General features: G+C 47.0%; 11 protein-coding genes. 2 read left to right on the top strand and 9 right to left on the bottom strand.

Features of this window, described 5'->3' with window-relative positions:
- Positions 1–174: 174 nt before the first annotated feature.
- From RYL88_RS02350 to RYL88_RS02335, 4 genes are all read right to left on the bottom strand, one after another.
- The gene (locus RYL88_RS02350; protein ID WP_314988798.1) at positions 175–306 is read right to left on the bottom strand and encodes a hypothetical protein; all 132 of its coding nucleotides are present in this window, start codon (positions 304–306) and stop codon (positions 175–177) included.
- Between the two features lie 131 nt (positions 307–437).
- On the bottom strand, positions 438–1,313 hold the full coding sequence (locus tag RYL88_RS02345) for a hypothetical protein (protein WP_314988797.1): 876 nt from the start codon (positions 1,311–1,313) through the stop codon (positions 438–440).
- Positions 1,314–1,382: 69 nt separating this feature from the next.
- Positions 1,383–4,865, bottom strand: coding sequence for an acyl-[ACP]--phospholipid O-acyltransferase (locus tag RYL88_RS02340; RefSeq protein ID WP_314988796.1), 3,483 nt, complete (start codon positions 4,863–4,865; stop codon positions 1,383–1,385).
- Entirely contained in the window at positions 4,862–5,512 is a 651-nt protein-coding gene (locus RYL88_RS02335) for a MerR family transcriptional regulator (protein WP_314988795.1), read from the bottom strand. The genes RYL88_RS02340 and RYL88_RS02335 overlap by 4 nt, the downstream gene beginning before the upstream one ends.
- 130 nt (positions 5,513–5,642) lie before the next feature.
- On the opposite strand from RYL88_RS02335, the gene RYL88_RS02330 reads away from it, so the two are divergent.
- On the top strand, positions 5,643–7,049 hold the full coding sequence (locus RYL88_RS02330) for an amidohydrolase family protein (RefSeq protein WP_314988794.1): 1,407 nt from the start codon (positions 5,643–5,645) through the stop codon (positions 7,047–7,049).
- A 171-nt stretch (positions 7,050–7,220) separates the two neighbouring features.
- Here RYL88_RS02330 and RYL88_RS02325 read toward each other — a convergent pair whose 3' ends face one another.
- The 3 genes from RYL88_RS02325 to RYL88_RS02315 form a co-directional block, all read right to left on the bottom strand.
- Positions 7,221–8,276, bottom strand: coding sequence for a TPM domain-containing protein (locus RYL88_RS02325; RefSeq protein WP_314988793.1), 1,056 nt, complete (start codon positions 8,274–8,276; stop codon positions 7,221–7,223).
- Positions 8,277–8,556: 280 nt separating this feature from the next.
- Positions 8,557–9,489, bottom strand: a complete 933-nt coding sequence (locus RYL88_RS02320) for a TPM domain-containing protein (protein ID WP_314988792.1) — start codon at positions 9,487–9,489, stop codon at positions 8,557–8,559.
- 4 nt (positions 9,490–9,493) lie between these two features.
- Entirely contained in the window at positions 9,494–10,087 is a 594-nt protein-coding gene (locus RYL88_RS02315) for a LemA family protein (RefSeq protein WP_297968944.1), read from the bottom strand.
- Positions 10,088–10,683: 596 nt separating this feature from the next.
- Between RYL88_RS02315 and gdhA the strand changes: the two genes are divergently transcribed.
- A complete protein-coding gene (gdhA, locus tag RYL88_RS02310; RefSeq protein ID WP_314988791.1) occupies positions 10,684–12,042 on the top strand; it encodes an NADP-specific glutamate dehydrogenase in 1,359 nt (452 codons plus the stop codon).
- Positions 12,043–12,494: 452 nt separating this feature from the next.
- Here gdhA and RYL88_RS02305 read toward each other — a convergent pair whose 3' ends face one another.
- Positions 12,495–13,268 carry an ABC transporter ATP-binding protein gene (locus RYL88_RS02305; RefSeq protein ID WP_314988790.1) on the bottom strand — a complete coding sequence of 258 codons (774 nt, stop codon included), beginning with the start codon at positions 13,266–13,268 and terminating at the stop codon, positions 12,495–12,497.
- A partial coding sequence (locus tag RYL88_RS02300) for an iron ABC transporter permease (RefSeq protein WP_314988789.1) occupies positions 13,268–13,805 on the bottom strand: 538 nt, incomplete at its 5' end. The genes RYL88_RS02305 and RYL88_RS02300, both read right to left, overlap by 1 nt.

Below are 13,805 nucleotides of genomic sequence, written 5' to 3'. Positions count from 1 at the left end.
CTGCGGTAGCCGAATTTGGCATTTAGGCAGGCTAGCTTTTATCAAGCAAATTTGACCGCTGGTACGGCTAAACCGCGATGAAACGACGCTATTTTCTACGCTATCCATAACCGCTAAAACTCAAAATTTATCATCGTTGTGAGGTGTATTAGATTTAAGTTCAAAATTCGCCTTTTATTTTATCGCGGTGATATTTATTAGGATACTACTTTTACCGACCGGTGGCTGGGTATCTTGACCCCATATATAGTAGCTTAGCAACTGTTTTGAATAGTCGCCGTTTAAATTTAGATTAAATACAGCCACTACTTATCCTTTGTGTTGAAATTTCAATACTTTTTGGCCGCCTTTTGCTCCTCTCACAAAATCATAACCCCGCCCATCCAAAACCAAACCTAATTCTTTTGACATTTGTTGCTCCTTAAAATTTTGCTATATCACTTTATATTTTTATATTGATCAAAGATGTTTCTATAATTTTTACCCATTTCGTAGGTATTTTTATTATAGTAAATTGTTTTATAATCTAAATTTGTATTATATTGAAACGGTATAGTCGTAAATATATACTTTGAACTCTCGTCAAAGTTGTAGTAGTCTGGGTACATAGCCTTATTTTTCTTATTCTTATTTTTCATTATGTAGTCGTGTTTAATGCAAAAATTATAAGGCCTGTCTTCAAATATCTCTAAAAAAAGATACTCAAAAAGATAATGCGTTACCAGCAGTATATCCTTCTCGTCCTCACTTAAAAAGACGTCGCTGAAAACTTTAATGTCCTTTTTAAAGTCTGAATAATAAACTATTAAATATTTTAAATTCCCGTTCTCATCTAGCAAGCTGTCCTCATCCCAAGGATAATAAAGCTCCTTTTTTAGCAACGCCTCTTTAGCTATTATCTTACTCGCGCTGCTTAAAGAAGCGCTTTCATCGCATATCATAGTTCCTAAATTTAAAAGATATTCGTAATTTAGCTTTCTGTCGTATTTCCAAAATTCGCACCTGTCGTCGGGGTTTGTTGCACCGCTACAAGCCTTAAAATTACTAATGGCCCAATGCTCGAAATCTCCTTTAAAATTTTTAATGTCTTTTACCCAACCCAGTTCCTTTTTTTCAAAGTTATCAAGGCGGTGCAAATCTTTAAAAAATCTTTTTAGCTGTATGTTTATTATGTCGTTCTTGCTTAGGGTTTTTATGTATTCTTCTTCTAGGCGTTTGTTTTCCGCTTCGTAGTGCTTATAAGTTAAAAACGCCACCGCAGAAACTATAAAAAACGCTATCATAAATATATCTATGCCGTCTGGTTTTTTCAAATTTATCCTTTTATACAGCTTGGCAAATTTGACGACCTAGCCGCCAAATTTGCCTATCGTAGCGTAAATTTAAGCTTCCTCCGCCGCGCCTAAATTTCCCTCGTCAGCAGCAAGCTCGGCCGCTAGCTTTTTGCTTGATTTAAAGTCCACTTTACCGGTTCCCAGCACCGGTACGCTATCTACTTTGTAAATTTTTGAAGGCTGCATGATAGAAGGTATCGCAGAAGCCCTGATACGCGCGGCCACGTCCTCCTCGCTTATCTCGCCGCTAAAGAGCATGACGACTTGTTCGCCCTTTTTCTCGTCGGCGACATTGGTGCAGACAAAGGTAACCTCATCGCCCAGCACGCCTGAAATTTGAGCCTCGAGCGCGCCCAGGCTTATCATCTCGCCGCCGATTTTAGCAAAGCGAGATAGCCTATCCGTGATGGTTAAAAAGCCCGCCTCGTCTAAAAAGCCGATGTCGCCGCTGTTATAGTAGCGCACACCGTCTAGCTCCACGATCGCTTCTTTCGTGCGCTCCTCGTCCAGATAGTAGCCCTTCATCACCTGATGGCCGCCGATTAGGATTAGGCCGGCTTGCCCGTTTTCTAGCTTTTCTAGGCTTGTTGGATCGCAGATTCGTATTATCGTGCCGGCTGTCGGTAGACCCACGCTGCCCTCTTTTGAAAAAACAAGCTCTTTAAAAAACTCCGGTTCTAGCACGTTTGCGGTATTTACGCTAACGACGGGCGAAGTCTCGGTCGTGCCGTAGCCTTCGTAAATTTCGACGCCGAATTTCATCTTAAACTCGCGCTTAACGGCTGCGTTTAGCTTTTCCGCGCCGGCTATCGCGTAGCGGATCGTAGAAAACATCAGCGGATTTAGCTTTTTGTTTTTGGTATAGAGCCTAAAAAACGTCGACGTGCCAAACATTATCGTCGCGTGGTATTTAGCAACCATCTTGCCCACGGCAAAGGCGTCCGTGGGATCAGGCACGTGAGCGGAGGCGATACCTTCGCTAAGCGGGAAAAAGGTCGCCGCGGTAAGCCCGAACGAGTGAAATATCGGTAGCGACGCTAAGATCACGTCGTTGCCGTCCGTATTTACGATCTCTGAAATTTGCTTGATGTTAGCCATTATGTTTTTATGCGTTAGCACGATGCCCTTTGGCGTGCCTTCGCTGCCGCTGCTAAAGAGTATCGTAGCATCATCGTCGATGCGAACGTCGCGAAAATATATAAGCTCAAGTAGCCAGCGCGGCATCAAAACCGCCTTTAGCATCGCGCAAATTTTATCAGCCTTGCTTATGCCTTGCGCGACGTCTTCGAGATAGATGAGTCTGCCTTTTAGAGATTCTTCCAGCTCAAAGCCGCGAGCCTTTAGCTTGGCGATAAACTGGCGCGAGGTGATTATGCTTCTTAACCCAGCCTTGTCCGCGCAGCCGATCAAATTTTGCTCGCTAAGCGTGTAGTTTAAATTTACGCTTATTTTGCCTCTGATAAATAACATCAAATTTATAATGCTACCCATCACCGAGGAAGGCAGTATCACGCCGACGTTTCGCTCTTTTAAAAACGCGAATTTAAATTTGGACAAAAATACTAGCACCGTAGCGATAACCTTGAGATTGTTTAGATCAGCGCCCGTGCTATCTACCATAGAGCGTTTAAACAGATCCGCTTTAGCGTGTTTTAGCCAGCTAAACTGCATAGGCTCTAGAGTTTTTAGATACTCCGCCCAGCTAAAAAACGACAGCTCGACTACTTTTTCGCGCACCTGCGGGGCTTTGGTTTCAGGTACCAAAGGTGCGCCAAAGCTCACCCTGATAGCGCGCTTGCCGTCTATTTTGCGGCTGATTCTTTGGTAGTATTTTTGAGCGCGCGAGAAGCTCGAACCCCAAAGACCGCGCAGATAAAACGGCACGATAACGGAGTTCGTATCGCTTGCGGCTATCTCGTAACCGTGCTGGAACTCGTCTATCTGGCCGTTATAGCTGATATGACCCTCAGGAAACAGCGCCACCACGTCGCCCGCGTCTAGGCACTCGCGGATCTTTTCTAGCGCGCTTTTGCTAGCTCCCGCGCCGATAGGGATCACGTCAAATAAATTTAACAGCCATTTTAGGTACCAAATTTCATAAAAGCTCTTATGCATCGCAAATCTGATCGGACGCGGAGAGGCCATCTGCAGCACCGCCCAGTCTATCCAGCTCATGTGGTTGCCAAGTAGCAGCACGCCGCCTTTTTGCGGGATATTTTCGACGCCGTCAACGTTTATCGTGTAGCCTATCCTAAAAAACGGCATGATAAGCAAGCGCGCGAAAAGGTGCGGCAGGTACTTTATCGCTACCAGCGCGCAGATAAGCACGCTAAAGGAAGTAATGACGAAAATTTCGGGCGTGCTAACGGCAAATATGCTAAACGCCATCGCAAGCAGCAAAAACGCCGCCATAAAGATATTTTGGATAAAGTTACTGCCCGCTAGCGTGCGGCCCATCTGCTCTTCGGACGTGAAAAACTGGATATTTGCGTTTAGCGGCACAATGAAAATACCGCCGCTAAAGCCGAACAAAAACGACGCCAGCGTCATAAACGCAGCACTTGAACCCTGCGCGAACATAAGCAGCGAAGCAAAAAGCCCAAGCGCGCCAAAAGGCACGATGCCCATCTCGATGTGATTTTTCGAGTAGCTGCCCGCTAGCGCCGAGCCTGCAACCAGACCGATAGTGCTAACGGCTAAAATCGCCTGCACGATCATGACGTTATTATCCGCGCTCATGGCCTTGTAGTGAGCAGGGAAAACGGCGATAACCAGCTGCGCCACCGCCCAGAAAACCGAAAGCCCCAGCGTACATAAAAAGGCATTTTTGTTGTTAAAGATGTGCTTCGTGTTTTCTTTTAGGTAGCCTAGTTTAAAGTACTTTTTCGCGTCAAATTTAAGCTCCGCGTCGGTTGCCTCGAAAAACGGAATCTTAAACGTAAAAATAGTCTCGGCTACCGAGCAAACCAAAAGTATCGCGCCGATAAACCAGACTGATTTTATCATCTCTCCAGCGTCCGTGCTCGCTACGGCGTAGCTCTCGAAAATCGCCGAGAAAACAAACGAGCCAAGCAAAATCGCCACGATAGTAAAGGCCTGCACGATACCGTTTGCAGCACCTAGCTTCTCGCCGCCAACGATTTTTTTGATGAGGCCGTATTTGGCGGGGCTATATATCGCGCTTTGCACCGCTAGCAGCAGCGTCGTGCCAAACGCCACGTAAAACCAACCGCAAAGGTAGCTTATAGTGATAAAAAGCGTGAGTAAAATTTCGCTCGCCGCCGCGTATCTCGTGATGCGGGTGCGCGAAAATTTGTCGTTTAAAAAGCCCGAAACGCTAAAAAGCATGATATAGGGCAACAAGATTAGCAAATTTACGAGCGAGGTCAGGATGATCTGTAAATTTTCATCCTCGATGCTCTTAAAAAGTATGTTTTGGATCGTGATCTTGTGGCCAAGATCTACAACCGCATTGATAAACATAACGATCAAAAAGGGCAAAAAGCCCCTAACCGAAAAAACGCCTTTCATTTGTTCTCCTTTTTGTAGGCATCGAAGGTGTGGAAATTTAAGATGTACGGTTTTAGGATCAAGATATTATCGAAAACGAGCTTTAAGGCTACGTTTTTGTCCTTTGCTTTCGCGTAAATTTCGCGCGCGCACTCGGCTTCGATTTTGGCCGTTTGTTTGGCTAAATTTATATAAGTCCGTAAAATTTCCCGCCCACGCTCGCTTTTTTGCGTTTCTAGCACGATTTGCAGGATCTCGACCTCTTTTTGCGTTAGCTTGCCGCCTCGCATAAAGATAAATCCATCCTCGATAAATTTATCTAGCTCGGCCTCGGTAATACCCAGCCTCTCGCACGCCTGCTCGGCGCTTAGCGTCTGGGCGAAATTTGACCCCATAAAGGTATCGAGCGAATCAAAAAGCGCCTCGTAGCAACGCTTAAAGCTAAAGCCCTTTTGCTGCGTGAGCGACTTTACCTCCTTTAGGCTGAGGTGGAAGTTACTCTGGACGTATTTGATGAAATTTAGCATCAAAAGCGTATCCTCGCCGTACTGATGCACGTTGTCTTTTACCTTCACGGGCTCTGGCAAAAGCCCTTCCTTGACGTAAAAGAGTATCGTTGATTTGGGCGTTTGCGATAGTTCGCAAAGCTCGCTCATCTTGTAGCTCATCTCTTTCCTTTCGTTAAATTTGACGAAATCTTACGCAAATTTAGCTTAGAAAATCATAAAGCGTAAAGCACCACTTGACACTTCTTAAAATTTAGGCTATGATTTCGCCAAAATTTAAAAAGGAGAAACGATGTTTCGAGAAAGTTTTTATAGCGCAGGCGAGGATTTGGAGGCTTTAGATTTTGGCGTAAATTTGAGAGGCGAAAAAGCGGCGGCAAATTTGATGCCAAACTCGGCCCGTGCAAGTGCCGCAAACTTTGGTTTAAATTTAGCTCGTAAAACGGAGACAAATTTAACTCGCGCAAATTTAACCCAGCAAAACGCGCGGGCAAATTTAAGCTCAAATTTGAGAGCGAGTAAGACGGCCGCGTCAAAAACGCTCGGGTTTTGTCAAAACGCGGCGGATCAAATTTGCACCAAAGATAAATTTGCCGAAACGAGCGTAAATTTAACGGCAAATGAAGTAAATTCGGGCGGGTTTTCGCGAGGTAAATTTAACGAAACCGCCATGCGGGAGAGCGAACTTAGCGGCTTGCAAAGCGCAAATTTAACGCAGGTAAAAACCGTCGATATCCACTCGCATTTGCTTAGCTCGGATGTCAAATTCGACCGATTTTACGACAAACTAGCGCTTGCGTTTTTCGCCAAAAAATTCGACATAAACAGGAGCGAGCTTATAAAAAACGGCTTTGAGGGCTACAAAAGCAACTTCGCGCGGCTGATAAAAAGCTCGAATTTCGTCCAAAAGTCCGTAGTTTTCGGCGTCGATGCGAAATTTGACGAGGGCGGAAATCTCGTGCACAAGGACAAAACCGTCTGCGCCACAAACGAGGAGGTTTTTGCCTTTTACGAGCAAAATCCAAACGAGGTCGTGCCGTTTTTTAGTGTAAATCCAAACCGAAAAGACGCGTTAAATTTGATCGAAAAGTACCATAAAATGGGCTTTAAGGGCGGCAAGCTGTTGCACTCGTACTGGGAGACGGATCTAAACGACAAGCGCTACGAGCCCTATTTTAGGCTACTTAGCGAGCTTGGGCTGCCACTGGTGATCCACGTGGGCGACGAAAACTCGCTAGCATCAAACAAGGCGCTTGAGAGCATCGAGCAGCTAAAATCCCCGCTAAATCTGGGTTGCCGCATCGTCTGCGCTCACATGGGCGCCTCAAGCGACGGCGTTTTGTCTATGTTTTCGCGCGATCCGGAGAAACTGGGCGCCAACTACTTCACGCTACTTGGCTGGCTGCGCGAATTTGACGGGCTTTACGCCGACGTTTCGGCGCTGCTTTGCATAAACAAGGCCCGTATCCTGCCGCACCTAAAAACCCAAACGCAAATCCACGATAAAATCCTTTTCGGCACCGATTTTCCCGTGCCTTTTAGCGTGATTTTGAGCAGCTACGACCTGCCGTTTCGCGAGCGACTGGCGCTAAATCGCATCCAAAATCCGCTCGATCGCTACGTGCGCGCGATGAGTTTGTATTTTGGCGAGGATTCGCCGATTTTTAGCAATTATAAAAAGATTTTGGGGGAGATTTAGAGCAAATTTAACGGGTGCGGCGAGAAATTTGACGCATAAATTTAGCGAAGAATTTGCAAATTTTAGGATAGCGGCTAAAATTTTAAGCCAAAATCCTAAATTTTAAAAGCAACTTCTACGGTAACGTTAAATTTGCGCGCTTTATGCAAAGCAAACCAGCGCAAAAACAGACTAACTCCGTCTTTTGCGCCCTACTTTTTTCGTCCGTTTGGGATACGGCTCGTCGTCCCTGTCAAAATCCTTATCCTTAAGCATCCAATAAATCGCCGCAAAGATTACGCCAAACAACAAAAACTCCGTAAGATAGTGAGACCCGCTACCTCGCAGTATGAGAAAGCACGCGATAAGGCCGCCAAGATACGAATACGATACCTTGCCCAAAAAGTTTCCAAACTTACTAAAGCCCAAATTTAAAGCCGCCGAAGCTAGCATAAATACTATAATCCCATAAAACAATCCCATTATAAAAATATAGCCCGGATCGGGAACGTAGGCTTCGTCGCTTTGCTCTATATCAAATTCTATCATCTTGCGCCTAAAGGCCGTGCTCTGCACGGACTCATCGTCAAAACTAGGGTCGCTGCTAAGTATTTTATCGGCTAGATCTATGCTTTGCTCGGGCGTCCTTCCCGAAAATTCGTAAAACGCGGCTATTAGCTTGCCCTTTGTACTTTCATTGACGTTTAAGTCTTCTTTTATAAATTTTATCAAAGCCTCCCGCGCTTTTAGCCCTTCGTAACCTCTCTCGTATAAAATAGCCTCGGCAATCTTTTGTGCGCCTGCCTTGATGCCGCCGGCTACGTCGCCTTTAGCGAGTTTTGGGATTATGTCCCTGTTTATGATATCTTTACTTACCTCGTCTTTTAGTACGCCGATATATCCGCTTCCAGCCTCGATATAAGCCTTTTTATCGTCCGTAACTACTATCAGCAAGGCTTTTTTGCCAAATATGCCCCACCTTCCGGCTAACTGCGCGCCGTACCACTCTAGCCCGTCTTTAGGAGTACTGCTTATCGTGGCTACGATGATTTCAACCTTATCAAACCTCTCCTGAAAATGTAACATTTCGTTTAACTCTTCTTTTTGGGCAGGACTTAACGCCCCGGCGCCGTCTGCTATTTTGCCTGTTAAAATCGGAAACTCCAAACGCTTATCTACCTCGGTTTTAGCAGCAAGAAGCGAAGCCGTAGTAAAAGCGTAAAACAAAATAATCAAAATGCGCTTCATATCTTTCCTTGATTTTTACGGATTTTAGTTAAATTTATTTTTGCGTATTTTTGGGCTATTGGCGTAATTTAGCGGATTTAAAGCCGTTTGCTTGCTTAATTTTAGTTAAATTAATACCTTGCCGCCCGCTTTTTCTTTTGCAAATTTGCAAAAAAGGCTAAAAGCCAAAACATTAGTTAGCCTCAAATTTATCGCAAACGGCGTCGCCGATACGACTAGGCTAGAACCAGCAAAATTTAGCAAGCGCTCTAGCAAAATTTGACGCCAAATTTTAAAGCGACTACCACCTGCCGCTAGCTCCGCCGCCGCCGTAACCTCCGCCTCCTCCGCTAAATCCGCCCCCCGAGCTTCTGCCTCCGCCGGAACCGCCGCCATAGCCGCCAGAGTAGCCCGAATCTTCCGAATTTGAGCCGGAGCCGGGTTTTATATTTTTGGTCAAATAAAAAAATAGCATAAAAAGCGCGAACATAACCACGCCTCTAAGGGCAAAATCTTCTATACTAAACGCTCCGGCGACGACGGCTGAGGTAAAGCCCGATAAAATCGCGCAAACCCCGATACGCACGAGCGCCGTGCCCAAAATCCCCGACGCGAACAGCAGCGCCATGCCGGCTATTATCCCGTAAGCCTCCACAGGCGTTTCGTCCTCTTTATCTAGCTGCCGTTTTACGCTCTCGTCGCCCTCAAGCACGGCTAAAATCTTTTGCGCGCCGATCTTTACGCCGCCTTCTATATCGCCTTTTTTAAATTCGGGGATGACGTAGCGGTTTATGATAATGCCGCAAAGAGCGTCCGTTAGCACGCCTTCTAGGCCGTAGCCGACCTCGATACGCACCTGCTTGTCGTTTGGCGCGACTACTAGCAGCGCGCCGTTATCTTTGCCTTTTTGCCCGATACCCCAGCGTCTGCCAAGCTCTAGCGAATACTCCTCTATCGCCTTGCCGCCCAGCGACCGGGTCGTTACGATAACTAGCTGATTAGTCGTATTGTTTTCGTGAGCGGCGAGCGCGGTTTCTAGCTCTCGTTTTGCCGCAGGGCTTAAAACGCCCGCTTGATCGACTACTCTACCGCTTAGAGCCGGGATATCGCCGCTTTTTTCGCTTATTTTAGCGGGCGCGTTTTGCTCGCTTACCGTCTGCCGGGCCGATAAATTTAGCGTAAAAAGCCCGCAAATCGCGCAAACGCAAAATAAAGCGGATAAAACGCGTTTCATCGGATTACTTGGCAAAAGAAACTTCAGGCGCGTTTTGCTCGGTAACGCTCGCCTCAAACGTAGCGCGCGGCTTTAGCTCCGGATATAGGGCGGCGGCGATAAATTTACCCGGGATTTTACGCAGCGCGACGTTATAGTCTTTGACCGCTTCGATATAGTCTTTTCTGGCTACGGAGATGCGATTTTCGGTGCCTTCTAGCTGGCTTTGCAAGGCTAGGAAATTTTGATCGGCCTTTAGCTGAGGGTAGCTTTCGCTAATAGCCATAAGGCGAGATAGTGCGCCGCCGAGGCTGTTTTGCGCGGCTTCAAACTCTTTTAGCTTAGCCGGATCATCTATAGAGCTAACGTCGATCGTCACGGCGGAGGCTTTGCTTCTAGCTTCGGTTACTTCTTTAAACACGCTCTGCTCGTGGCTAGCGTAACCCTGAACGGTTTTAACGAGATTTGGGATCAAATCGGCTCTGCGTTTGTATTGGTTTTGCACTTGGCTCCACTTTTCCTTGACTGTTTCGTCAAGCACGGGAAATTCGTTAGCGTATTTCATCGCTACCCCGGCTAGGAGGAGGACAACTGCTAAAAAAACGAGTAAATTTTTCACGGCTATTCCTTTTTTTAAATATAAACGCGATTATAGCCGTTTAACGCTTATTTGCCCTTAATGCAAATTCGTTTTATCCCTTTTGCGCGGGCGATCCGGCTAAATTTGCTCGCCCCCGACTACCGCTTTAGCAATTTTAAGGCGATTTACCGCTTTAAATTTAACCGTCTTTGCGGCTACTATTTTGCAAATTTAATCATTGGCAAAAGGTCTGGATTTGGAGTTTTTTAAATTTTTATTTACTCTAACGGCGCAAATTTAAGCGGGCAAAATTTGACGAGATCGGCCGCAAATTTGCCCGCTAAATTTCAAATTTGACGAATTCTCGCCAAATACGCAAAAGCCAAAACGGCAAAATCCCGCCTCTATAAATTTAAATCTCCTAAATTTAACACAGCCCGCCAAAGCCGACTAAAATCTCGGTCAAAAGCCCAAACAAAACTACAACAAATTTATCAAAAAGTTACATTTGATAAATTTAGTTTCGATACGTAACACTTATCGCCTAAAATAAAAATATAAAAATAAATTTAAATAAAAATTTTTTCTAGGAGAGTTAATATTCAACTACTAAAATTTGACAAATAGGAGCTAAGATGAGCGAGTACATCGAAAAAACGATGGAGTGGATAAAAAGAACCAATCCGGGCCAAGGCGTGTTCGTACAGGCTGCGACCGAGGTGCTAAACAGCCTTGAGCCGCTTATAAAAAAAGAGAGTAAATACCAAAAACACGCGATCCTAGAGCGTATCGTGATACCCGAGCGCACGGTGATATTTCGCGTCACCTACACGGATGACGACGGCAGACCGCAGGTAAATAACGGCTACCGCGTGCAGTTTAACTCAGCTGTTGGCCCATACAAGGGCGGTCTAAGGCTCCACCCAAGCGTCGATCTTGGCGTACTTAAATTTTTAGGGTTTGAGCAAATTTTTAAAAACTCGCTCACCGGCGTAAACATTGGCGGTGCAAAAGGCGGCAGTACCTTTGATCCAAAAGGCAAGAGCGAGGGCGAGATAATGCGCTTTTGCCAAGCGTTTATGAGCGAGCTATACCGCCACATCGGCAACACCGTAGACGTACCGGCAGGCGACATCGGCGTTGGCGCGCGCGAGATCGGCTATATGTTTGGGCAGTATAAAAAGCTCACGGGCAGATTTGACGGCATACTAACGGGCAAAGGCCTAAACTGGGGCGGCAGCCTAGCGCGCACGGAGGCAACCGGATACGGGCTGGTCTATTTTACGCAAAATATGCTGCAAAAAGCTGGCCTTGGACTAGAGGGCAAAAAGTGCAGCATAAGCGGTAGCGGAAACGTCGCCATATACACGGTAGAAAAGCTCTATCAAGTAGGCGCGCTGCCTATCACCGTCTCTGACTCAAACGGATACGTTTACGACGCAGAGGGCATCGATCTAGCGGTGCTTAAAGAGCTAAAAGAGGTTAAACGCGTGCGCCTTAGCGAATACGTCAAATTTAGACCGAATGCAAAATACGTAAGCGTGAGCGAGTACAAAGAGGGCAGAAACGGCGTGTGGGACGTGCCGTGCGACGGAGCCTTCCCGTGCGCGACGCAAAACGAGCTGCACCTAGCCGATATCAAGACGCTTTATGCTAACGGCTGTCGCTTCGTGGCTGAGGGCGCAAATATGCCAAGCACGCTTGATGCGATAAATTTCATGCTCGCGCAAAAGGATTTTTACTTCGCTCCGGCAAAGGCGGCAAACGCAGGCGGCGTGGGCACGTCGGGCCTTGAGATGATGCAAAACGCCGGCATGACCGCGTGGAGCTTTGAAAAGGTAGATCACAGACTTCATGGCATCATGAATCACATCTTTGAGCTTAGCTACGAGACTAGCAAGGAGTTTGGCGACGAGGGAAATCTGGTGCTTGGCTCAAATATCGCGGGCTTTAGAAAAGTGGCCGACGCGATGATAGATCAGGGATATGTGTAAATTTTGCCCTCAAAGGCTCGTTTTACCGCGCTTTTGAAACGAGCCTTTTTGGAGGGATTTTGCTTCGTTTAGGCAAACGCTTTAACGAAGCAAATTTTAATCATTTCCGGCGCAAAACGCGTGAGAAAAAGCAAAAGCTGTCCAAAATTGCAAGCCTTAAATTTAACACCGATTTACTAGAGCCGCAAACCCGCAGCCGTCAAATTTACAAAGCCGCGCCGACTAAAACGCGCTAAGGCTAGATCAAATTTATCGGCCTAAAATTTGAGCTAAATTTGAGAGCGAATTTTACCAAACGACGAGACGAGCCGAAATAGTCAAATTTGCAACGCGGTTACGCACGCCTCATACCCAAGGCACATAAATTTATCCCCTCGTCGCCGCGTATCCCTGCCCGCGTTCTTTTTGATTTTGCCTAGCGCAAATTTACGCCGTCTCTCGCGCGCCGCAGCTCACAGCGGATACGTGAGGCAGCACTTCCTGGCTACTTGTTCCACGTACTCTACGCTCAAATTTAGCCCGTAAAGCTTGCTTAGTTGCTCGCTTTCTATGATTTCATCCACCGTGCCGAAAGCCACCTCGCCTCCGCCCTTAACCAAAGCCACGTAGCCGCCTAGAAGCACGGCAAAATCGGGATTGTGAGTCGTTAGCACGATGGTGTAGCCTTGCTCTTTTAGCTGCTTAACGGTGCGTAGGAATTTATACTGATTGCCGAAGTCCAGCGCCGAGGTCGGCTCGTCAAACACGATGATTTCGGGCTTTGCCGCCATCGCGCGCGCGATCGAGCACATCTGCTTTTGCCCGCCGCTTATCTGAGTGATAAATTTATCCTCAAGGTGCGTGATTTCAAGCTTTGCGGTAAATTCCTTCGCTATCGCCGTATCCTCCTCGCTAGGCCGCGCAAAGATGCCCAGATGCGCCGCTCGCCCCATCGTGATAAACTCAAGCCCCGTATAGTCGTACTCGCAGATCTCGCTTTGAGCGACGTAGGCCATGATTTTGGCGCGCTCTTTGTTGCTAAGCTCGGCGCTATTTTTGCCGCTTAACCAAACTTCACCCGAGTGCGGCGCCTGCGTGCCGCTGATTAGGCTTAGCATGGTCGATTTGCCCGCGCCGTTTCGTCCCAGTATCGTTAGTATTTCGCCCTTGCCGACGCGTAAATTTACGTTTTCTAGCCTACCTGCGCCGTTTGGATAGGCGAAATTTAGATTTTTAACCTCAAGCATCACGCAACCTTTTTATTTCGCCAGAGTACCCAGACGAAAAATATCGTGCCGATAAAGCCCGTAAGTACGCCAAGAGGCACCTCGCTCACGCTAATCGTGCGCGCTAGGGTATCTACGAATAGCAAAAATATCGCGCCCATAAATATACTAGCAGGCAGGCTGCGGGCGTTGTTCGCACCCACTAGCATGCGCGCAAGGTGCGGCATCAGAAGCCCCACCCACGCCACGATACCGCTCACGCAGACGCTGCATGCCGTTAGCAGCGTCGCGCAGACGATGATGACGCCGCGCTCAAGCGTTACGTTTACGCCCAGTCTCGCCGCGCTCTCGTCGCCTAGCGAGAGTAAGTTTATCCTCCAGCTCATCGCTACGAGCAGCACCGCGCAGGCTATCATCACGGGCGCGATAAATTTAAGATTGCCGGCGTCGATCTTAGCTAGGCTGCCTAGCTGCCAGTAAACGATATCGGGCAGCTTGGTCTCGGGGTCGGCGACGTATTTTAAAAAGCCGATAACAGAAGCCATCAGACCGCTAACG

Origin of the sequence: uncultured Campylobacter sp. (genome assembly GCF_963517995.1) — a bacterium.
GTDB lineage: Bacteria > Campylobacterota > Campylobacteria > Campylobacterales > Campylobacteraceae > Campylobacter_A.
Note: the sequence above shows the minus strand (reverse complement) of the source record. Positions and strands in the feature narration are given on the sequence as shown.

What these genes read in the sequence shown, in the direction of transcription:
- RYL88_RS02340 (WP_314988796.1), bottom strand. Translation starts at nt 4,865, where the DNA reads ATGAAAGGCGTTTTTTCGGTTAGGGGCTTTTTGCCCTTTTTGATCGTT.
- RYL88_RS02305 (WP_314988790.1), bottom strand. Translation starts at nt 13,268, where the DNA reads ATGCTTGAGGTTAAAAATCTAAATTTCGCCTATCCAAACGGCGCAGGT.
- RYL88_RS02335 (WP_314988795.1), bottom strand. Translation starts at nt 5,512, where the DNA reads ATGAGCTACAAGATGAGCGAGCTTTGCGAACTATCGCAAACGCCCAAA.
- RYL88_RS02325 (WP_314988793.1), bottom strand. Translation starts at nt 8,276, where the DNA reads ATGAAGCGCATTTTGATTATTTTGTTTTACGCTTTTACTACGGCTTCG.
- RYL88_RS02320 (WP_314988792.1), bottom strand. Translation starts at nt 9,489, where the DNA reads ATGAAACGCGTTTTATCCGCTTTATTTTGCGTTTGCGCGATTTGCGGG.
- RYL88_RS02330 (WP_314988794.1), top strand. Translation starts at nt 5,643, where the DNA reads ATGTTTCGAGAAAGTTTTTATAGCGCAGGCGAGGATTTGGAGGCTTTA.
- gdhA (WP_314988791.1), top strand. Translation starts at nt 10,684, where the DNA reads ATGAGCGAGTACATCGAAAAAACGATGGAGTGGATAAAAAGAACCAAT.